We start from the raw sequence: 22,475 nt of genomic DNA, 5'->3' as shown, positions 1-22,475 counted from the left end.
ACAATAAATAAAGAGGTACAAAGTTTTTCATTACTTTGTACCTCCTCTTTTTCTTCGACTTGCATCATTTATAGCCGTGAGTCAGCAAAAATCGTATAGCTTAGAACTCGCTCGTAAAGTGGAACTTGATATGCTTGAAGTCCATCTGCGCCATCTGCAACACATATCCGCTGTCCGCCAGGAACACATCCCTACCCTCGCGGTCTTTCGCCATGTACTGGTATTTGCGCTTCTTGAAGGCTTCCAGTTCAGCCGCATCATCGCTCTCAATCCAGCAGGCTTTATACAGACTGAGCGGCTCCCAACGGCACTTCGCACTGTATTCGTTCTCCAGACGATACTGGATGACCTCGAACTGCAACTGCCCCACCGTACCGATAATCTTACGCCCGTTGAACTGGTTGACGAACAACTGCGCCACACCTTCGTCCATCAACTGGTCGATACCCTTGGCAAGCTGTTTCTGCTTCATCGGGTCGGCATTCTCAATGTACTTGAACATCTCCGGAGAGAAACTCGGAAGCCCCTTGAAGTGAAGCGCCTCGCCTTCGGTCAGCGTATCGCCAATCTTAAACGTACCGTTATCCGGCAAACCGATAATGTCTCCCGCCCAAGCCTCATCGACAGTTGTCTTGCGCTGCGCCATGAACTGCGTAGGCGACGAGAAACGCATCGTCTTGCCATGACGTACATGCAAGTACGGGGCATTGCGTACAAACTTCCCGGAGCAGATTTTGCAGAAAGCGATACATGAACGGTGATTCGGGTCGATATTGGCGGTTATCTTGAAGATGAATCCGGTAAATTTAGGTTCTTCCGGCTCCACCTCACGTTCTTCCGCCTTCACGGAACGGGGACTGGGAGCAATCTCCACAAAGCAATCCAGCAGTTCCTGCACACCGAAATTATTCAGTGCCGAACCGAAGAACACAGGAGCCAGCTCACCCTTCAGATATTCCTCCTTATCGAATTCGGGATAAACACCGTCTATCAGTTCCAGTTCGCCACGCAGCTTATCGGCCAGCTGGGCGCCAATCTGGTTGTCCAGCTCCTCGGTATGGATGTCCACTTCCACCTTCTCCGTCACTACCTGCTTGCTGGGCTGGTAGAGGTTGAGGTTATGCTCGTAGATATTGTAGACACCCTTGAAACGGACACCGCTCTCAATAGGCCACGTCAAGGGACGCACGTGGATGTGCAGTTCCTCCTCCAGTTCGTCCAGCAGGTCGAACGGGTCTTTGGCTTCACGGTCCATCTTGTTGATGAAGATAATCACCGGCGTATTACGCATACGGCAGACCTCCATCAGCTTGCGTGTCTGCGTTTCCACACCTTTCGCACCGTCCACCACGATGATAACACTGTCCACAGCCGTCAGCGTGCGGTAGGTATCTTCAGCAAAGTCCTGGTGACCCGGAGTATCAAGGATGTTGACCTTGTAGTCATGGTAGTCAAACTCCATTACAGAAGTGGTGACGGAAATACCACGCTGTTTTTCAATATCCATCCAGTCCGACGTTGCCGTCTTCTTTATCTTATTGCTCTTTACGGCACCCGCCACCTGGATTTGTCCACCAAAAAGCAACAGCTTCTCGGTCAATGACGTCTTACCGGCATCCGGATGCGCGATAATCGCAAACGTTCTCCGTCTTTCTATTTCGTTGTTATTGGCCATATATCAATTAGTCAGTAATAATCACTCTTCCAAATTCTTCATGCAGACAGCAAGGCTCTCCTCCCAATGGGGTATATCGATGCCGAATGTCTTCTTTATCTTTGTCTTGTCCAGTACGGAATAATGCGGACGCGGCGCCTTGGCAGGGAATTCGTCCGTATGTAGTGGATTTACTTTGCAGGTCTTTATGCCGGCCAGGCGATGGATAGCCAAAGTGAAATCATACCACGAGCACACACCCTCGTTGCTGAAATGATAGATACCGGGAACAATCCCCCGGTTGACAGCCGCAAAAATGACACGTGCCAAATCATTGGCATATGTCGGCGTACCTATCTGGTCGAAGACAACCCCCAGCGTCTCTCGCTCACGCCCCAGACGAAGCATCGTCTTCACAAAATTATTCCCGTAAATGGAATAGAGCCATGCTGTACGGATAATCATGGCACGGCTGCAATGCTTCATCACCGCCTGCTCACCTGCCAGTTTAGTAGAGCCATATACCGAATTGGGGCAAGTGGCCGCCTCTTCCGTATAAGGAGTGTGTCCGGTTCCGTCGAAAACATAATCGGTGGACACTTGTATCAAGGCAGTACCGCAAGCTTCGGCAGCGGCAGCCAGATAGCCAGGAGCGACATGGTTCAGCTTGTCGCAAAGTTCCTGATTGTCCTCCGCCTTGTCCACCGCCGTATAAGCAGCGCAATTCACAATCACATCTATCCGGTTACCCTTCACAAACCTGTGCACAGCTTGTTCGTCGCAAATGTCCAATTCCTGCACATCAGTGAAAAAATAAGCATGTTGTCCGTTTTCTTTCGACAACACTCGCATTTCATTGCCAAGTTGACCGTTGGCACCGGTTATCAGAATATTCATTTAATAAAGTTACACTTATATATAGAATGTTACGATGAACAATATTTTCCTTCATAATTATCAATCATCCACTATCAATTATCCATCAACTCCAGTTCTCCCCGCTTCTCCTTGTCATAATAGTTGGCAAGCAACGAGATGAAACCACTGATGGCCTCCATAGCCTTTGCCGTGCCCTGACTGATTTCCTTCTTCTGCAAGCGTAACAGCAACACTCCATAAAGCGCCTCGAAACAAGTGTCTACCTCAGACTCCTCTTTCCGGCCGTTCTTCTGACGCAGTTCCACGATAAAAGGCAGTGCCTTGAAATAAGCCGCATTATAGAACGGATATTTCGTAGAAGCCAGCAATTCGCCATGCAGTTCCGTCAGATTCAGAATGACATTACGGTTGATTTGCAGATGCCCTTTTTCCGTTACGCCTTCCGCACGCATCATATCTGCCAGGTTTCCATACCATTCTTCCAGCGCAGGCCATTCCTCCTCCGGATAGCGCAAGATGATGTTCTGGCGTATCCGGTCTATGTCACAGCCGTTGGCACGGAGCAAGTCCTCCACCTGCCACATATATATAAGGTATTCGGCTATATTCTTCTCTTTCAGTTGTTGCGCAATCTTCACGATAAAATGTATGATTTATAACCTTAGATTTATGACTTCATTATCAATTTATCCACTATCGATTATCCATTAATACAGCGATTCACCCATCAGCGTAAACACCAGTCCCATCACAGACACCACAATGACAATGCTCCCGATAATACGGTTCAGTATCCAGATACCTCGCAGGTTGAATTGTGTACGGACCTTATTGACAAAAAAGGTTATGCCAAACCACCAAGCCAAAGCACCCAATGCGATGGCCAAGTATCCGGTGACAGCCTCAAACACCAGCACGCCCTCACTTACAAAAGCGAAGCGGGCGAAAAGGCCTACAAAAAGGAAAATAATCAGTGGATTGGAAAGTGTGACGGCAAACGCCGTTATGAAGTTATGGAAATAGGAACCCTTATTGGTGGATACCGGCCGGATGGACTGTACCGGATTGCTGCGGAACGTATAAATGCCAAATGCCAACAGAAGAATGCTTCCGAAAAGCTGCAGGTAAAAGATGTTCTTGTTGACATAATCAAAAACGAAACTCATCCCGTAGCCCGTCAGCAAGGCATATGCAATATCGCTCAGCGAAGCTCCTATCCCCGTTACGAAACCATACCACCGTCCTTTATTCAAAGTACGCTGAATACACAATACTCCTACAGGACCCAATGGCGCGGACACAATGACGCCGATAATGAACCCCTTCCACAATATGTCAAATATGGTCTCTATCTGAATCATGGCTGCAAATATCGGACTTTTTTATGAGACGAACGAATAGTGTTAACGTTTTTTCGACGGAAAAGGATTTTAAGAAGTAAAGATTATCCATTTTACATATTATTCCGTATATTTACCTCCGAACTTAACAATACCCCCTAATGAAACGAATAAAAAAAACTCTAGCACTCGTTTCCATGACCGTCTTACTACTGACGGCATGCGAAGCTCCCAAGGAACTCGGTGTGATTCCATATCCGCAGTATGCCCAAACTACGTCAAAAACAGTCGAACTGCCATCTACAGTAACCTTCTCGACCAATTTGGCGAAATCCGACATGAATGACCTGCTGGCCTATCTGCCGGACTTTGCCATCCCCATGAAGCTTGTCGACAAGAATCCTTTTGTAACGATAGAAATAACGGACGAGACGGACAATCCAATCGCCGCCGAAGGCTACAACCTGACAGTCAGCAAACAAGGTGTAAATATTCAGGCCTCCTCCGCAGCAGGTGCCTTTTATGGACTGCAAACCCTGGCACAACTTGCCCGTAACGGGAAGGAACTGCCAGTCACGACCATCAAGGACGAACCCAGATTCCCCTACCGTGGGCTGCACCTGGATGTTTCAAGGCACTTCTTTAACACGGACTATGTCAAGAAACAAATAGACCTGGTAGCCACCTACAAAATCAACCGCCTGCATTGGCATCTGACCGACGGTGCCGGATGGCGGCTGGAGATTCCGGGCTATCCCCGCCTGACAGAATTCGCAGCCTGGAGAAAAGCCGCCAATCTGCAGGATTGGGGGAAATATAACCACCGCTTCTGCGAAAAGGATGAAGAAGGAGCCTATGGAGGCTACTATACAGAAGCAGATGTACGCGAAGTTTTAGAATACGCCCGCTTGAGGCATGTTACCGTCATCCCCGAAATAGAAATGCCGGGACACTCAGGAGAAGTACTGGCAGCCTATCCACAGCTGTCCTGTACTGGCGAGCCTTATACATCCGGTGAAGTCTGTATCGGCAACGAAGAGACCTTCAAGTTCTTCGAAGATGTGCTGGATGAAGTGATACGGCTGTTCCCTTCCCGTTATATCCATATTGGAGGCGATGAAGCCAGCAGACGCCACTGGAAAGCATGTCCCAAATGCCAGAAGCGCATGAAGGAAGAAGGGCTCAAAGATGAAAGTGAGCTGCAAAGCTATATGATAGCCCGCATAGAGAAGTACCTCAACGACAAAGGGCGTGAAATCATCGGCTGGGATGAGATACTGGACGGAGGCCTGGCCCCCAACGCAACCGTCATGTCGTGGCGGGGTACGGAAGGTGGCATTGCCGCCGCCCGCATGGGGCATTACGCCATCATGACACCGGAGAGCCACTGTTATCTGGACCACTACCAGGATGACCCCGAGACACAGCCGCTGGCGTTCGGCGCCTGCGTCCCCATCGGACAGACCTACTCCTACGACCCGGCTCCCGACTCATTGGAAAGTGATATCTGCAAATACATATTAGGCGTGCAAGGCAATGTATGGGCCGAATATCTACCCACTTACGAACATGCCGAATATATGATATACCCGCGCATCATCGCTCTGGCAGAAGTAGGATGGACTCCCATGAAGAACAAGCATTCAGAAAGTTTCAAGAGACGTATCAACAACGAAATACGCCATATCAAAGCAATAGGCTACAACCCGTTCACCTTGTCGGAACTAGTGCAGACCAGCCAGACCGTTGACTATGCCAAGAAAAGAATCATGCTGTCCCTCACCTCCGAAAAACATCCGATTGACATCCGCTACACAACGGACGGTTCCGAACCGACTGCGTCTTCCAAGTTATACAAGAAACCGTTTGCCGTAAAAGACTCCATATTGCTGACCGCACGTCTTTTCGATGGAGAAAAGCCTATCGGAAAAAGCCTTCACCTGCGCACCGACTATCACAAAGGCATAGGCAAAAAGATAACCTATGCACCGGGCGGCGGATACTATCAGCATAAAGAAGTATACAAAGGCGGCGGTGACACCGGTCTCCTCGACGGACTTCGCGGCGGTAAAAGCTACATGGACGGGCGTTGGCAGGGATTCTGCCCCAATGATTTGGATGCCACCATCGACTTGGGCGAAGTGACCGCTATACACCGGGTCATGGCCAACTTCATGCAAATCCGTACCCCGCAGGTTTTTCTTCCAGCCAAAGTAGAAGTGTGGGCATCAGTGGACGGCAAAGAATTCTCCCTGCTGGGCAGTGATACTTGCAGCGAGGAGGATGCCGGAAAAGACGTGATTTTCAGAGATTTCGGATGGACCGGCACCCCTACTGAAGCACGGTATGTACGCTTCCACGCCATACAAGGGAAGAAACAATTCTTATTTACGGATGAAATCGTCATACAATAATATACATCCGGCTTTATAAAACAGAATAAAAAACGCATACAAGTAAAATTGCATGCGTTTTTTGTTTTCCTTTTTTTCTCCTCCCCACCGATTTTGCGTATCTTTGTCCCCAAGAAGAAAAGATGAAGATATTCAAAGAAGTAACTTCAATCGTAAAATCGTAAATCGTAAAATCGTAAATATAACTATGATTCTTTTTTTCAGAACACCATCCAAGAGTGTGATTGCCGTAGAATGTAATCATGAACTCCCCCAGGCAGACAGCGACAAACTCTGCTGGCTTTTTGGAGAAGCCACCCCCGAAAGTGAAGACAACCTGAAAGGACATTTCGTCGGCCCGCGCCGCGAGATGATTACTCCGTGGAGTACAAACGCCGTAGAAATCACCCAGAACATGGGACTGGACGGCATTATCCGCATCGAGGAGTATTTCCCCGTAAAAGATGAGAATGCAGACCATGACCCGATGCTGCAACGTATGTACAAGGGGCTGGACCAGAATGTATTTACAACCAACCGGCAACCGGAACCGATTGTACACATCGAAGACCTGGAGGAATACAATGAGAAAGAAGGGCTGGCACTTTCCAAAGAGGAAATGGACTACCTCAAGAAGGTAGAAAAAGATCTTGGACGCCCTCTGACGGACTCCGAAGTATTCGGTTTTGCGCAAATCAACTCCGAGCACTGCCGTCACAAAATCTTCGGCGGGACATTCATCATCGATGGAGTAGAACAAGAATCTTCACTCTTCCAAATGATAAAGAAGACCACACAAGAGAATCCCAACAAGATTATCTCTGCCTACAAAGACAATGTGGCCTTTGCCGAAGGTCCGGTTATCGAACAGTTTGCTCCGGCAGACCACTCCAAGCCCGACTATTTCCAAGTAAAAGACATCAAGAGTGTCATCTCCCTGAAAGCGGAAACACATAACTTTCCCACTACCGTAGAACCGTTCAACGGTGCATCTACCGGTACGGGCGGTGAAATCCGCGACCGTATGGGCGGCGGTAAGGGCTCTTGGCCGATTGCCGGAACAGCCGTCTATATGACCTCCTACCCCCGTACGGAAGAAGGACGTCCTTGGGAAGAGATTCTGCCGGTACGCAAATGGCTGTATCAGACTCCCGAACAAATACTGATCAAGGCCTCCAATGGTGCCAGTGATTTCGGAAACAAATTCGGTCAACCGCTAATCTGCGGTTCCGTGCTCACTTTCGAACATAAGGAAAATGATGAAGTCTATGGTTACGACAAAGTGATTATGCTTGCTGGAGGCGTAGGCTACGGTACCCAACGCGACTGTTTGAAAGGTACACCGGAAGCCGGAAACAAAGTGGTTGTTATCGGTGGAGACAATTACCGCATCGGTCTGGGCGGCGGCTCCGTATCTTCCGTAGATACCGGACGCTACAGCAGTGGCATCGAGCTGAATGCCGTGCAACGCGCCAACGCCGAAATGCAAAAACGTGCCTACAACGTGGTACGCGCACTTTGTGAGGAAGAGACCAATCCGGTTGTCTCCATCCACGACCACGGCTCTGCCGGACATGTTAACTGTCTGTCTGAATTGGTAGAGGAATGCGGCGGCCTGATTGACATGAGCAAGTTACCCATCGGTGACACCACGCTGTCTGCCAAGGAAATCATAGCCAACGAAAGCCAGGAACGCATGGGCTTGCTGATTCAGGAAGAGGCCATCGAACATGTACGCAAGGTAGCCGAACGCGAACGCGCTCCGATGTACGTAGTAGGTGAAACCACCGGTGACCATCGCTTTGCCTTCCAGCAAGCTGACGGTGTACGTCCGTTCGACCTCGCCGTAGAACAGATGTTCGGCTCTTCCCCCAAGACTTATATGGTGGACAAGACCGTGGAACGTCATTACAAAATGCCCCAATACGAACTTTCCCAACTACATGAATACCTCACCAATGTGCTCCAACTGGAAGCTGTGGCTTGTAAAGACTGGTTGACAAACAAGGTAGACCGTTCTGTAACAGGCAAGATTGCTCGCCAGCAGTGCCAGGGTGAATTGCAGTTGCCTCTGAGCGATTGTGGTGTGGTAGCTTTGGACTATCGCGGCGAAAAGGGTATCGCAACCTCTCTGGGCCATGCTCCACAGGCGGCACTTGCCGACCCGGCAGCCGGCTCCGTTCTTTCCGTCAGCGAAGCCTTGACCAACTTGGTTTGGGCACCGCTTGCCGAAGGTCTGGACAGCGTTTCCCTTTCTGCCAACTGGATGTGGCCTTGCCGTTCGCAAGAAGGTGAAGATGCCCGTCTGTACACGGCAGTAAAGGCATTGAGCGACTTCTGCTGTTCCCTGCAAATCAATGTACCGACTGGTAAAGACTCTCTTTCCATGACACAGAAATACCCCGACGGCAGCAAAGTCATTTCTCCGGGCACGGTAATTGTTTCTGTCGGTGGAGAAGTTTCCGATGTCAAGAAGGTCGTTTCTCCAGTGCTGGTCAACAATGAAAAAACTACCATTTATCATATAGACTTCAGTTTCGACAACCTGAAACTCGGTGGTTCCGCCTTCGCCCAAACCCTGGGCAAAGTGGGTGACGAAGTTCCCTGCGTGCAGGATGCCGAATACTTCCGCGATGCTTTCCTTGCCGTGCAGGAGCTGGTCAACAAGGGACTGATTCTTGCCGGACATGATATTTCTGCCGGTGGCCTTATCACTACACTGCTTGAAATGTGCTTTGCCAATGTGGAGGGCGGTATGGAAATCAACCTGGATAAAATCAAGGAGCAAGACCTTATCAAGATTCTGTTTGCAGAGAATCCGGGTATCGTTATTCAGGTGAGTGACAAGCATAAGGAAACAGTAAAGCAAATCCTGGAAGATGCAGGCGTAGGTTATGTGAAACTCGGTAAACCGACAGACGAACGCCATATTCTTGTATCAAAAGGCGATGCTACTTATCAGTTCGGCATCGACTATATGCGTGATGTATGGTACTCCACTTCTTATCTCCTTGATCGTAAACAGTCCATGAACGGCTGTGCCAAGAAGCGTTTCGAGAACTACAAGATGCAACCGGTGGAATTCGCCTTCATGCCGGACTTCAAAGGCAAGTTCTCACAATACGGCATTACCCCGGACCGCCGCACACCTTCCGGTATACGCGCTGCCATCATCCGTGAAAAAGGGACTAACGGCGAACGCGAAATGGCCTACTCGCTCTATTTGGCAGGCTTCGATGTGAAAGATGTTACAATGACCGACCTTATCAGCGGCCGCGAGACGCTGGAAGATGTAAACATGATTGTTTACTGCGGTGGTTTCTCCAATTCCGACGTGCTTGGTTCTGCTAAGGGTTGGGCCGGTGCCTTCCTTTTCAATCCGAAAGCCAAAGAAGCGCTCGATAAGTACTATGCACGCAAGGATACGCTTTCGCTAGGCGTCTGCAACGGTTGCCAGCTTATGATGGAACTCAACCTTATCAATCCCGAGCTTGAAAAGAAAGGCAAGATGTTGCACAACGATTCCCACAAATTCGAATCCAGATACCTCGGTGTTACCGTTCCCACTAACCGCAGTGTAATGCTCGGGTCTTTGAGCGGCAGTAAACTGGGTATCTGGGTGGCCCACGGCGAAGGCAAATTCTCTTTGCCGTACGATGAGGACAAATACAACGTTGTGCTGAAATACTCATACGACGAATACCCTGCCAACCCCAACGGTTCGGATTATTCCATAGCCGGATTGGCAAGTGCCGACGGACGCCATCTGGCCATGATGCCCCACTTGGAACGTGCTATCTTCCCCTGGCAAAATGGTTGCTACCCCGCAGACCGCGTAAACAGCGACCAAATCACTCCTTGGATAGAAGCGTTTGTCAATGCACGCAAGTGGGTGGAAGCCAATAAAAAATAAACAGAACTTCCTTCTTAATAGAAATGTGACAAGCGCGGGTTGACAAATAAATCCGCGCTTGTTCATTTTTTCCATTCTTTGCCTTCCTTTTGCTTTTCTCGAACAAAAGCACTACTTTTGTGTTTATTTTCAACTCTCCCTCAGTACAACATTCAAAAACCGTTCGACAATTATGAAAAAGTACTTCTTTTTCTACATACTACTATTATTGCCAATTATAGGCATTGCGCAAACATACAAGTACATCGATGTGGAAGACGGTTTGAGCAACAGACGGGTATATGCCATTCAAAAGGGCCCCAAAGGTTACATGTGGTTTCTCACCCACGACGGCATCGACCGATATAGCGGAAAAGATTTCAAGTCTTACAAACTGATGGACGGAGATGAAGAAGTAAATTCCATGATGAATCTGAACTGGCTCTATGTGGATCCTAAAGGAACCATATGGGAAATAGGCAAAAAAGGACGTGTGTTCCGCTACGACACAAGACACGACCGTTTTGTCTTAGTATACAAGCTACCCGAAAATGAAGTAAAAGGACGTCCTACTCCCATCAGCTATGGTTTTGTGGATGCCAACAGCGTAATATGGCTTTGCAATGAAGATGCCCTATATCTGTACGACAGTAATACTCAAAAAGTGACCTTCATTCAAAATGAAATAAAAGAACGAATCACGGACATCGTACAGATTGACTCAACTCATTTCTTTATCGGAACCGACATCGGCATACATTATGCCGAATTGGAAAACAATGTACTCACCTTGAGTCCCTGCGACCAATTGGATACCTTAAAGGTACAAATCAACGAATTATACTATCACAAACCGTCCCGTAAGGTTTTTATCGGTACTTTTCAACGAGGAATATTTGTCTATGACTTGAACAAACATAAAGTCATGCATATACCGTCCGGCCTGATGGATGTCAGCATCAACTGCATCCGTTCCTACACTGACAATGAAATTCTCATTGCAACAGACGGAGCCGGCATCTACAAAATGAACGCTGCTACTTATGAGTCCGTACCATACATTGTTGCCGACTACAACCGGCACAACTCTATGAACGGGAATACCATCAACGACATCTACATTGACAGCGAACAACGCATCTGGATAGCCAATTATCCCATCGGTATCACCGTACGCGACAACCGATATGCCGATTACCAATGGATAAAACACTCTATCGGTAATAAACAGTCACTCATCAATGACCAAGTAAATGCCATCATCGAAGATCATGACGGAGATTTATGGTTTGCCACCAACAACGGCATCAGCCTTTATAATAGTAAAACAAACCAATGGCATTCTTTTCTCAGTACCTTCGATCCTGCAAGCCACAGTAAAAACCACACCTTTATCTCACTATGCGAGGTTGAGCCTGGTATCATCTGGGCCGGAGGTTACAGTTCAGGCATCTATCAGATAAACAAGAAGCAACAGTCCGTAGATTTCTTCACTCCATCCTTATTCAGCAACCTCAATATCCGGCCGGACAAGTATATCCGTTCTATCATGAAAGACTCTTCAGGAAACATCTGGTCCGGAGGGTATTATAACTTGAAGGAAATAGACTATTCCAGCAAAAGCATACGGCATTTCCCCGGTCTGAACGGCATTACCGCCATTATAGAAAAAGACTCCACACATATGTGGATAGGCACTGCAACCGGCCTATACTTATTAGAAAAAGCAACCGGCAAGTACACCTATATCCGAATGCCAGTAGAATCATACTATATCTACTCTCTATGCCAGACCTCTGACGGAATGTTGTACATCGGTACCAACAATGCCGGTTTACTGGTATATGATACGGCCAAAAATACATTCAGACACTATCATAGAGACAACTGTGCCTTGATTTCCAATAATATCTATACACTATTGTCTGATGGAAAAGGAAATATCTTTCTGAGTACAGAACACGGTCTGTCCACCTTCTATCCTGCCGAAGAGACATTCCATAACTGGACCAAAGAACAAGGACTGAAGTCAGATCATTTCAATGCAGCTTCAGGCACCTTAAGAGGAAACGGCAATTTCATTTTCGGCAGTACGGACGGAGCCATAGAGTTCGATAAGGACATGGTCCTGCCACGTGACTATAAATTCAAAATGGTATTCAGCGACCTGCGGGTTTTCTATCAGACCGTTTATCCCAAAGATGAAGGTTCCCCACTTATTCAGGATATAGACGAGACAGAAACCTTGCGTTTGAAGTACAACCAGAACATCTTCTCATTGCAAGTTTCCGATATAAACTATGACTACCCTTCCCTGATTCTGTACTCTTGGAAGCTGGAAGGATTCTATGAGGGCTGGAGCCGCCCGGGACAGGAAAATGTCATTCGTTTTACCAATCTGAGTCCGGGTAACTATACCCTCCGCGTACGTGCCATCTCCAACGAAGACCGCCGTATTGTCCTGGAGGAACGTAGTATGAACATCATTATCGAACAACCCATCTGGCTCAGTTTTTGGGCATTAATACTCTATGCAGTGATTATCATATCCATTGCAAGCATCGCCCTGCGAATCATAGCCTTGAGAAAACAGCGGAAAGAATCCGACGAGAAAATACGCTTTTTCGTCAACACGGCACATGATATACGTACTCCACTGACGCTCATCAAAGCACCCTTGGAAGAAATCACCGAACGCGAACAACTGACTTCCAGCGGACAGAGCAACATCAACACAGCTCTGCGAAACGTAAATGCCTTGTTGCGCCTGACCACCAATCTTATTAATTTCGAACGAGCAGACACCTATTCCGGAAGTCTATACGTATCCGAATACGAACTGAGCACATATATGGAGGAGACAATCGATGCATTCCGTCCATACGCAAACATAAAACACATCAACCTGACCTACGAAAGCAGTTTCCGTTATCTGAACGTATGGTTGGACAAGGACAAGATGGATTCCATTTTGAAGAATATCATATCCAACGCATTGAAATATACACCGGACGGCGGCAATGTACATGTCTTTACTTCCGAGACGGAAGATACCTGGAGTATTGAGGTGAAAGATACCGGTATCGGAATTCCGGCCTCGGAACAAAAAAAGCTGTTCAAGATGCATTTCCGCGGCAGCAATGCTATCAATTCCAAAGTTACCGGCAGCGGCATCGGACTACTCTTGGTTGGGAAACTTGTACGCTTACATAAAGGAAAGCTCAACTTCAGCAGTATGGAAGGAAAAGGCTCTTGCATCAAAATCACGTTCCCCAAAGGGAACAAGCATTTCCGCAAGGCAATCCAACGCCCTCAACCCCAAAACGAACGGATTGTTTATTCGGCTTCCGGAGTGCCCATCAATGCCTCCGCCACACCGTCCCCTGCTTCCAGCGGCATCTACGACAAGACGCAGCAACAGTCGCAAAACAACAGTAGCCACCAGAAAATTCTTATTGTAGAGGACAATGACGAATTAAGGGAATATCTGCGCAGAACATTGTCTGAACAGTACAACATACAAGTATGCTCCAATGGAAAAGAGGCACTGATCATTGTCAAGGAGTATATGCCTAACCTAGTCATTTCAGACATCATGATGCCGGAAATGAGAGGAGACGAGTTGTGCCATATCCTGAAGAACGACATCGAGACATCACATATCCCCATCATCCTGCTCACAGCACTGAATACCGACAAGAATATCATCGAGGGACTGCAAAGCGGAGCAGATGAATATATTGTGAAACCCTTCAATATCGGTATATTGCGGGCAAACATTGCCAACTTACTGACTAACCGGACACTGTTGCGCCACAAATATGCCAGCCTGGACCTGAACGACGAGAAAAACAATACGGATTGCATCAACTGCTCCAACGACTTGGACTGGAAATTCATTGCAACCGTCAAAAAGAGTGTCGAAGACAATATGGACAACCCAAGCTTCAACGTCGACGTGCTCTGCAACCTGCTGAATATGAGTAGAACCAGCTTCTACAACAAGATAAAGGCACTGACCGACCAAGCTCCGGCTGACTACATCCGGCTGATTCGACTGAAACATGCCGCCCAACTTCTGAAAGAACAAAAGCATACCATCACCGAGATTTCAGAGCTGACCGGTTTCAGTGATGCGAAATATTTCCGTGAAGTATTCAAGAAACATTTCGATATGAGCCCAAGCCAATATGCCAAGAGAGGGAAAGAAGGGAAAGATGATAAAGAAATAAAGTAAATTACAACATTTTGAATATGAATATATATCTTGAAGCATTCTCCATATTCTTTAAGATAGGAGCCTTTACCATCGGCGGCGGTTATGCCATGGTACCACTGATAGAAAACGAAATCGTAACCAAACGAAACTGGATAGCCAAAGAAGATTTCATTGACCTGCTTGCTATATCACAGTCCGCTCCGGGCATTCTTGCCGTCAATATATCCATTTTTATAGGGTACCGGCTACGGGGAATACGAGGGAGCATAATCACTGCATTGGGAACCATACTTCCTTCGTTTCTCATCATCCTCGCCATAGCGTTGTTCTTTCACAACTTCAAGAACAACACCATTGTGGAACGTATATTCAAAGGCATCCGCCCGGCAGTGGTTGCATTGATTGCCGCCCCTACATTCAGCATGGCCAAATCGGCCCGGATAAACCGATACAATATATGGATACCGGTGGTTTCAGCACTGCTCATCTGGCTGCTGGACTTCTCCCCCATCTGGATTATCATTGCAGCAGGTGCAGGGGGATATGCCTTCGGACGTCGGAAACATCGAAGAATTAAAAATGAAAGAATTAAAAAATGAAAGGTGCAATAACACTAATCATTAATCACTAACCATTAATCACTAACCATGATTTTCTTACAGCTATTCTATACATTCTTTAAAATCGGCCTTTTCGGCTTTGGCGGCGGATATGCCATGCTGTCTATGATACAAGGCGAAGTAGTCACCCGTTATGGCTGGCTTTCCCCTCAAGAGTTTACTGATATCGTGGCAATCAGCCAAATGACACCCGGTCCGATAGGTATCAATTCGGCAACCTATGTAGGTTTTACTGTCACCGGTAGTGTATGGGGATCTATTACCGCCACTTTTGCCGTAGTGCTCCCCTCTTTCCTACTGATGCTGACCATCAGCAAATTCTTTCTGAAATACCAGAAACATCCTTCCGTAGAAGCGGTATTCAGCGGGCTCCGCCCGGCAGTGGTCGGTCTGCTGGCCTCAGCCGCGCTGGTATTGATGAATTCGGAAAACTTCAGTTCTCCCAAAGAAGACACATATTCCTTCGTCATCAGCTGCCTCATTTTCCTCGTGGCATTTGTAGGCACCAAAAAATATAAACTGAACCCGATAGGAATGATTGTAGCCTGTGGAATAGCAGGGTTGATACTTTATTAAGGAGGGAAATTAAGGATTAGGGATTAGGGATTAGGGATTAAGGATTAGACGTTAATCCCTAATCCTTAATTTTCTTTTTAAAGTTTAATCTTCTTTCCAACGGATTTCGATTCATTATGCAGACGATCCAAGGCTGTCACCACATAGCGGTACTTTGTCTTTCCGTCTTCATAAGGAAGTTTATAGAAATTATCACGCGTGATGGCTACAATATGGGAAGGATCGTCTATGTTCACTTTCTCTTTGGCATCAAAACGATAAACTACATACTGGACAGCACGATTCATCTCCTCTTTATACTTGGGTGCTGTCCAAAAAAGAATATATCCGTCTTCCGTCCATATCGGTTTCATCTTACGCACCTTTCCTGGAGCTTCGTTATCCATAAAATCGAAAACAGGAGGCAATGCCGGATATTTATGATATTCGGCAATCAAGGCATCACGATACTTGCCCGCATTCTCAATCACCGCACTGGCGGGCCACTGGCAACTGCCGCCGATGGTTTGATAAGCCCGCTGCAAAGCCATCTTACGGGGAAGCTGATTGATTGACGGATTCTTTGGGTCGGCATTCTGCACAGTGTTCATTACGGACTGACCGATAAACAAAGGACGGTTTTCCGTATTCTTGGCCCACCATTTCACCAGTGTCTCATAGTCGGCAACCGGATGTCCTATATGCCAATAAATCTGCGGAATATTATAGTCTATCCAACCTTCACGGGCCCACAGCAGTACATCCGCATAAAGGTCATCGTAGTTTTGCAGGCCTTTGGTCTTACTGCCAAGCGGGTCACTGCTTTCGTTCCGGTAAATGCCAAACGGAGAAATCCCGAACTTCACCCACGGCTTGATTTCACGGATAGTTTCATGCAGTTTCTTAATCAGCACATTCACGTTGCTCCGGCGCCAGTCTCCTTTATTGCTGAATCCTCCACCAAAACGTGCAAAACTTGCATCGTCGGGGAAATCCTTTCCCTTAATGGGATAAGGATAAAAGTAATCGTCCATATGGATAGCATCCACATCATAACGGGAAACAATGTCGCTCACCACCATACAGATGTGTCGGCGGCTCTCAGGCAGTGCCGGGTCAAAATACAACTGGTCGCCATAAGTGACAAACCATTCCGGATGGATATTGTACACATGATTGGGAGCCAACTCACTCTTCAAGGTCGTCTTCGTGCGATACGGATTAATCCATGCATGAAACTCCATGCCACGTTTATGGCATTCATCAATCATAAACTGCATAAGGTCCCAATAAGGTTCGGGCGCTTTACCCTGCACTCCGGTAAGGAAACGACTCCACGGTTCCAGTCTGGAAGCATACAGAGCATCCGCTTCGGGACGTACCTGGAAAATTATGGCGTTGATTCCTGCCTTCTGCAAGGAATTCAACTGCCCGATCAGATTCTGCTTTAGCTTTTCGGTCGGCATTCCACGAAACTGTCCGTTTACTGACTGTATCCATGCTGCACGAAATTCACGTTTAGGATAGGCAGACCCGGTCTGCACTTGCGCAAATGCCCCTCCTGCCACCATCAGTGACAAAAGACATAGGCATAAAATGGATTTTATTCTCATATTCCGGTCAATAGCTTTTATTAAAAAAGCGAAATTAATTCTTTTGTCCTAAGTATACCGGTAAAAACCGGAAAGTATAACAAATCTTAACCAAGGGTATCTTTCCTCCCCAATAAATCCACTTTTGCCTTGCCTGATTGTTACAATTCGGATAGCAAACATTATCTTTGCATTCTGTAAACCACCGAACCAACCTACAGATATGGCAGAAAATACATCGATTATCATAAAAGGGGCCCGTGTCAATAATCTCAAGAACATTGACGTAGAGATTCCCCGTAACAAACTCGTAGTCATCACCGGACTGTCCGGTTCCGGAAAATCCTCACTTGCTTTCGATACATTATATGCCGAAGGGCAACGCCGCTACGTGGAGAGCTTGAGCAGTTATGCCCGCCAGTTTCTGGGACGTATGAGCAAGCCTGAATGCGATTTCATCAAAGGGATTCCACCTGCCATTGCCATTGAGCAGAAAGTAAGCAGCCGCAATCCGCGGTCCACCGTTGGCACCTCCACCGAAATATACGAATATCTGCGGTTGCTCTACGCACGCGTAGGGAAAACCTTCAGCCCGGTCAGCGGACTGGAAGTGAAGAAGCACTCGGCGGAAGACATCGTGAAGTGCATGCTGGAATATCCGGAAGGAACCAGATATACCGTACTCGCCCCGATATTGCTGCGCGAAGACCGCACGCTGCAACAACAACTGGAGATAGACATGAAGCAAGGTTTCACCCGTCTGGAAGTGAATGGTGAAATGATGCGCATCGACGAATACAAGCCGAAAGCCGGAGACACAGTTTTTCTGTTGATTGACCGTATGACAGCCTCTTCAGAAAAGGATTCCGTCAGCCGCCTCACCGACTCGGCCGAAACAGCCATGTACGAAGGAGACGGTGCCTGCCTACTGCGTTTCTACCAGCCTGACGGGAGTACCTGCCTCTATCGTTTCAGCACCAAGTTCGAAGCAGACGGCATCACCTTCGAAGAACCGAACGACCAGATGTTCTCCTTCAACTCTCCCATCGGCGCATGCCCCGTATGCGAGGGATTCGGGAAAGTCATCGGCATCGACGAGCATCTCGTGATACCCGACCGCTCCTTGTCCGTCTATGACGGCGCTGTAGTATGCTGGCGGGGCGAAAAGATGGGCGAATGGAGGGATATGGTGATACACGGAGCCGAGAAAGCCGACTTCCCCATCTTCACTCCCTATTATGAACTGACCGACGAGCAACGCCGGATGCTGTGGGAAGGGACCCCCTACTTTGAGGGCATCAACGCCTTCTTCAAGATGGTGCAGGAAAACCAGTACAAGATACAATACCGTGTGATGCTGGCACGCTACCGCGGAAAGACGCTCTGCCCCAAATGTCACGGCACCCGCCTGAAACCCGAAGCAAACTACGTACGCGTGGGAGGACGCAACATCTCCGAACTGGTAGATTTGCCCATCACTGAGTTGAAGCTCTTCTTCGACAACCTGCAGCTAGACCCACATGACGCCGACATAGCCCGCCGCATCCTGACAGAAATCAACAGCCGCATCCAGTTCCTATTGGATGTCGGTTTGGGATACCTCACGCTGAACCGCCTCAGCAACTCGCTCTCCGGCGGTGAAAGCCAGCGAATCAACCTAGCCACCTCGCTGGGAAGTAGTCTGGTGGGCAGCCTGTATATTCTTGACGAACCGAGTATCGGCCTGCATAGCCGCGATACGGACAAACTGATACATGTGCTCCGCCAGCTGCAACAGTTGGGCAATACGGTAGTGGTAGTGGAACACGATGAAGAGATTATCCGTGCTGCCGACTATATCATCGACATCGGTCCCCGGGCAGGCCGCTTGGGAGGAGAGGTGGTCTATCAGGGAGACATGAAAGACCTTCAGAAAAACAGTGACAGTTATACCGTGCGCTATCTGCTGGGGGAAGAGACAATCCCACTGCCGGAACACCGTCGCCCGTGGAACAACTATATAGAAATAAAGGGCGCCCGCGAAAACAACCTGAAAGGTGTGGAGGCACGCTTCCCGCTGAATGTAATGACCGTGGTGACCGGTGTCAGCGGTTCGGGCAAGAGTACGCTGGTGCGCGACATCTTCTACCGCGCCCTGAAACGCGAGCTGGACGAATGCAGCGAACGCCCGGGCGAGTTCACCTCCATCGGAGGAGACTTGCAGAACCTGCGCAATGTAGAGTTTGTTGACCAGAATCCTATCGGAAAGTCATCGCGAAGCAATCCCGTGACCTACATCAAGGCCTACGACGAAATCCGTAAACTATGGGCAGACCAGCCACTTGCCAAGCAGATGGGATACAGTGCCGGATACTTCAGCTTCAACAGCGAAGGTGGCCGTTGCGAGGAGTGCAAGGGTGAAGGCACCATCACTGTGGAGATGCAATTCATGGCAGACCTTGTACTGGAATGCGAATCCTGCCACGGCAAACGCTTCAAGGCGGACACGCTGGAAGTGAAGTTCCACAACATGAATATCTACGACGTACTGGAGATGACCGTAAACCAAGCCATCGAATTCTTTACGCAACACGGACAGAAAAAGATTGTGAAGAAGCTGCAACCCTTGCAGGATGTAGGTTTGGGATATATCAAACTGGGGCAAGCCTCCTCCACCCTCTCCGGTGGAGAGAACCAGCGCGTGAAACTTGCCTTCTACCTCAGCCAGGAGAAAGCGGACCCGACCATGTTCATCTTCGATGAACCGACTACCGGACTACACTTCCATGACATCAAGAAACTGCTCGAAGCCTTCGATGCCCTGATACGCCGCGGGCACAGCATTGTCATCATCGAACATAATCTGGATGTGGTGAAATGTGCGGACCATGTGATAGACCTGGGACCCGAAGGAGGGGACAAAGGAGGAAACATCGTAGCTACCGGTACACCGGAGGAAGTGGCGAAGTGTGCGGCAAGTTATACAGGGCAGTTCTTGCAAGAGAAATTACACCCCTCTCTTCCTTAAATAGAACACAGAGGCACGGAGACACAGAGATATTAAATTCAAGGAAAAAGAATAAAATTCCATGCCTCCGTGTCTTTGTGCTTAATCTTACCGGGTGCCACTACTCCAATTTAAAAGTAACCGGAAAAGTAAATTCCACCTTCACGGCTTTACCTTGCTGCATCCCCGGCTTCCATTGTGGCATCAATCCTACAATCCGTAATGCTTCCTCATCCAAGGCAGGATACCTGCTGCGCATAATAACGGGGTCCACCACACGACCATTCCCGTCAATCACCACGCTGACAATAACTCTCCCCTGAATGCCATTCTTACGGGCTTCTTCTGGATAACGGACATTCTTTTGAATAAAATCCATCAAGGCTTTCATGCCTCCCGGAAACTCGGGCATCACTTCCACTACTTTATAGACCGGTTCTTCCATTGGCTCTTCCGTTATCAATTGTGGGCTCCCGCCCTTCCCTGCATCCGAAACATAAGGGGGAAGAGATGTCTTTTCCGCCGTTCTCCATTCTTCCTCATTGTCCGTCAGTCTGAACTCAGCCATCATCAAGACAGGTTTCCTCCTGATGGTTATCTCATAAAAGTAACGGTAGCGTCCCGGCTTGTTGGGATGCACATCCGGATAAAGGGAGGCTTTCATAACCCTTTCCTCCCCATCCCGCAGCACATAGGCGATGTCCCAAAAGGCAGCGTTTATCGGCAATTCCCGCCAGGTACCTTTTTCGTCTTCGAACGTCAGGTAATAATGCTCGCCGCAGGTCAAATCTCCGCCGCTGTGATTGCTGAGGATGAATGTCGCCTGAGTCGCTTTCGTTGAAAAGACCGGATATTCGGGACGGATATGGATGCCACGAATATGATTCCTGCCTACTCTCTCGTTGATGACGGGGACTTCTACACCATGAAAACAGAAAACGGGGGAGTCCATTATTTTCTCCCGGAACTCTTTCCGCCGCTCGGGAGTATTCACCATCAAATCTATATCGATGCAATGCAACCCCACCCCATATCCGGTCACATTCCTCTGAATGTGTATATATGGTGTATTATTCAATCTTTTTCCTAGTTCTTCGTGAATGGCAAGCAATTGCCTTTGCAAGCAGTCACCATCATCCGCAATCCCTATCTTGAGGCTATCGCTCACTATTTTTTCTCCCATCCATTGGCCTATCCTTACTGTACCTACGGAATCTTCAAGCGTTTCCATACGTTCCGTTTTATTCATTCGGCAAGATGACAAGCAGCAAAGCAATAGGAGAAAACAAACTCTGTTCATGGCATTTTGTATTTCAAGTTCATAGCATCAGATACAAATATACTCATTCCTGCAATCACAATCAAAAAGAAAACTCCTAATTTCGTAAGACTATAGAAGGAATACATGCAATAGCGGCATGAGAAAAGGAAAGATAACGGCTAAATCGGCACTGTATCGCCACTGCAAAGTTACTGCATTCCTTTTGCAGTGATACTGCAACACCTTTGCAGTGATGCTGCAACACCTTTGCAGTGATGCTGCAACACCTTTGCAGTGACGCTGCAACACCTTTGCAGTGGCATTGCAAAAAGTTGGCAGGACTTTGCAGTAAGAAAGAGCTGATAACTAAGATAATAGCATCAATGAAAGACGTATGCAGTACAATCGGAATGGGAACGAAAATGGGCGTGATAGATACTTGTAAGAATATTTATCTATCACACCCATCTATCACGCGACAAGCCATTTGTAGTCAGGCGAATACCCCCCTCGCGTGATAGCATGACAGATGTTTTGCAAAAACAAACTCTGTGGAGGAGTAGCAAAATGAGATTAGAAATAGAATCCGAAACCTACCTTCAGGCCGAATTTAGAACGGTCGTCGTTAATATTCCAGTAAGCGGCAGGTTCGATGGTCACCGTACGCGTCAGGAAAAAAGCATAACCGGCTTCCAGACCGAAAGAGAACTTGGTATCATCCAAATCATGTCCCCAGTCCCAACGGTCTACATTGACATCGGCACCCAGATACACGCCAATCTTGTCGAAATAATAACGTCCGCCTACACCCAACGTATAGACATCGAGGTCAGACCCTCCGGAATTCCAAGCAGCTCCGGCATGCACCAGCAAAGCCACATTGTCGAGCAGGAAAGCACCTCCTTTGGCTTCAAGCCCGAAACTTGTCTTGTCGGTTCCCGTGTCATGAGAGAATTCCAAACCGGTGATGGACGGATTCAAAATCCACTTACCTTTTTCAAACTGTGCCTGAGCTGCCACTGTGACAACAAGCAAGCAAACGAATAATGCCAGTTTTTTCATCTTGTTCTGTTTTTTGAGTGAA

The 22,475-nt window shown here is 47.9% G+C and carries 13 protein-coding genes; 6 read left to right on the top strand and 7 right to left on the bottom strand.

Annotated features, from left to right (window positions below; all coding sequences use genetic code 11):
- Window positions 1-100: 100 nt before the first annotated feature.
- The 4 genes from EYA81_RS13945 to EYA81_RS13930 all read right to left on the bottom strand — a co-directional run bounded on the left by EYA81_RS13945 (window position 101) and on the right by EYA81_RS13930 (window position 3,894).
- Window positions 101-1,675 carry a peptide chain release factor 3 gene (locus tag EYA81_RS13945; RefSeq protein WP_057252868.1) on the bottom strand — a complete coding sequence of 525 codons (1,575 nt, stop codon included), beginning with the start codon at window positions 1,673-1,675 and terminating at the stop codon, window positions 101-103.
- A 21-nt stretch (window positions 1,676-1,696) separates the two neighbouring features.
- Window positions 1,697-2,551, bottom strand: coding sequence for a dTDP-4-dehydrorhamnose reductase (rfbD, locus tag EYA81_RS13940; RefSeq protein ID WP_131225926.1), 855 nt, complete (start codon window positions 2,549-2,551; stop codon window positions 1,697-1,699).
- Window positions 2,552-2,625: 74 nt separating this feature from the next.
- Window positions 2,626-3,171 carry a DUF4924 family protein gene (locus tag EYA81_RS13935; RefSeq protein WP_117601158.1) on the bottom strand — a complete coding sequence of 182 codons (546 nt, stop codon included), beginning with the start codon at window positions 3,169-3,171 and terminating at the stop codon, window positions 2,626-2,628.
- Between the two features lie 69 nt (window positions 3,172-3,240).
- The gene (locus tag EYA81_RS13930) at window positions 3,241-3,894 is read right to left on the bottom strand and encodes a LysE family translocator (RefSeq protein WP_035449560.1); all 654 of its coding nucleotides are present in this window, start codon (window positions 3,892-3,894) and stop codon (window positions 3,241-3,243) included.
- A 140-nt stretch (window positions 3,895-4,034) separates the two neighbouring features.
- On the opposite strand from EYA81_RS13930, the gene EYA81_RS13925 reads away from it, so the two are divergent.
- The 5 genes from EYA81_RS13925 to EYA81_RS13900 all read left to right on the top strand — a co-directional run bounded on the left by EYA81_RS13925 (window position 4,035) and on the right by EYA81_RS13900 (window position 15,573).
- Complete coding sequence (locus EYA81_RS13925; RefSeq protein WP_117601157.1) at window positions 4,035-6,287, top strand: family 20 glycosylhydrolase; 2,253 nt, start codon at window positions 4,035-4,037, stop codon at window positions 6,285-6,287.
- A gap of 187 nt (window positions 6,288-6,474) precedes the next feature.
- A complete protein-coding gene (purL, locus tag EYA81_RS13915) occupies window positions 6,475-10,179 on the top strand; it encodes a phosphoribosylformylglycinamidine synthase (protein WP_131225924.1) in 3,705 nt (1,234 codons plus the stop codon).
- Between the two features lie 172 nt (window positions 10,180-10,351).
- A complete protein-coding gene (locus EYA81_RS13910) occupies window positions 10,352-14,395 on the top strand; it encodes a two-component regulator propeller domain-containing protein (protein WP_119961624.1) in 4,044 nt (1,347 codons plus the stop codon).
- A gap of 17 nt (window positions 14,396-14,412) precedes the next feature.
- Entirely contained in the window at window positions 14,413-14,976 is a 564-nt protein-coding gene (locus tag EYA81_RS13905; RefSeq protein WP_117601453.1) for a chromate transporter, read from the top strand.
- A 48-nt stretch (window positions 14,977-15,024) separates the two neighbouring features.
- On the top strand, window positions 15,025-15,573 hold the full coding sequence (locus EYA81_RS13900; protein ID WP_117601452.1) for a chromate transporter: 549 nt from the start codon (window positions 15,025-15,027) through the stop codon (window positions 15,571-15,573).
- A gap of 77 nt (window positions 15,574-15,650) precedes the next feature.
- Here the strand turns inward: EYA81_RS13900 and EYA81_RS13895 are convergent, their stop codons facing one another.
- A complete protein-coding gene (locus EYA81_RS13895) occupies window positions 15,651-17,165 on the bottom strand; it encodes a glycoside hydrolase family 10 protein (protein WP_117601451.1) in 1,515 nt (504 codons plus the stop codon).
- Between the two features lie 202 nt (window positions 17,166-17,367).
- Between EYA81_RS13895 and uvrA the strand changes: the two genes are divergently transcribed.
- Window positions 17,368-20,151: an excinuclease ABC subunit UvrA gene (uvrA, locus tag EYA81_RS13890; protein WP_129643766.1), complete on the top strand. Its 2,784-nt coding sequence runs from the start codon at window positions 17,368-17,370 to the stop codon at window positions 20,149-20,151.
- Window positions 20,152-20,251: 100 nt separating this feature from the next.
- On the opposite strand, the gene EYA81_RS13885 is transcribed toward uvrA, so the two are convergent.
- Both EYA81_RS13885 and EYA81_RS13880 read right to left on the bottom strand, forming a co-directional pair.
- Complete coding sequence (locus EYA81_RS13885; protein WP_117601449.1) at window positions 20,252-21,430, bottom strand: energy transducer TonB; 1,179 nt, start codon at window positions 21,428-21,430, stop codon at window positions 20,252-20,254.
- Between the two features lie 534 nt (window positions 21,431-21,964).
- Window positions 21,965-22,453, bottom strand: coding sequence for an outer membrane beta-barrel protein (locus EYA81_RS13880; RefSeq protein WP_117601448.1), 489 nt, complete (start codon window positions 22,451-22,453; stop codon window positions 21,965-21,967).
- Window positions 22,454-22,475 lie beyond the last annotated feature (22 nt).

The organism is Bacteroides sp. A1C1 (genome assembly GCF_004328515.1).
Classification (GTDB): Bacteria; Bacteroidota; Bacteroidia; order Bacteroidales; family Bacteroidaceae; genus Bacteroides; species Bacteroides uniformis.
Note: the sequence above shows the minus strand (reverse complement) of the source record. Positions and strands in the feature narration are given on the sequence as shown.

What these genes read in the sequence shown, in the direction of transcription:
- EYA81_RS13885 (WP_117601449.1), bottom strand. Translation starts at nt 21,430, where the DNA reads ATGAACAGAGTTTGTTTTCTCCTATTGCTTTGCTGCTTGTCATCTTGC.
- EYA81_RS13910 (WP_119961624.1), top strand. Translation starts at nt 10,352, where the DNA reads ATGAAAAAGTACTTCTTTTTCTACATACTACTATTATTGCCAATTATA.
- EYA81_RS13905 (WP_117601453.1), top strand. Translation starts at nt 14,413, where the DNA reads ATGAATATATATCTTGAAGCATTCTCCATATTCTTTAAGATAGGAGCC.
- EYA81_RS13930 (WP_035449560.1), bottom strand. Translation starts at nt 3,894, where the DNA reads ATGATTCAGATAGAGACCATATTTGACATATTGTGGAAGGGGTTCATT.
- rfbD (WP_131225926.1), bottom strand. Translation starts at nt 2,551, where the DNA reads ATGAATATTCTGATAACCGGTGCCAACGGTCAACTTGGCAATGAAATG.
- purL (WP_131225924.1), top strand. Translation starts at nt 6,475, where the DNA reads ATGATTCTTTTTTTCAGAACACCATCCAAGAGTGTGATTGCCGTAGAA.
- uvrA (WP_129643766.1), top strand. Translation starts at nt 17,368, where the DNA reads ATGGCAGAAAATACATCGATTATCATAAAAGGGGCCCGTGTCAATAAT.
- EYA81_RS13945 (WP_057252868.1), bottom strand. Translation starts at nt 1,675, where the DNA reads ATGGCCAATAACAACGAAATAGAAAGACGGAGAACGTTTGCGATTATC.
- EYA81_RS13880 (WP_117601448.1), bottom strand. Translation starts at nt 22,453, where the DNA reads ATGAAAAAACTGGCATTATTCGTTTGCTTGCTTGTTGTCACAGTGGCA.
- EYA81_RS13895 (WP_117601451.1), bottom strand. Translation starts at nt 17,165, where the DNA reads ATGAGAATAAAATCCATTTTATGCCTATGTCTTTTGTCACTGATGGTG.
- EYA81_RS13925 (WP_117601157.1), top strand. Translation starts at nt 4,035, where the DNA reads ATGAAACGAATAAAAAAAACTCTAGCACTCGTTTCCATGACCGTCTTA.
- EYA81_RS13900 (WP_117601452.1), top strand. Translation starts at nt 15,025, where the DNA reads ATGATTTTCTTACAGCTATTCTATACATTCTTTAAAATCGGCCTTTTC.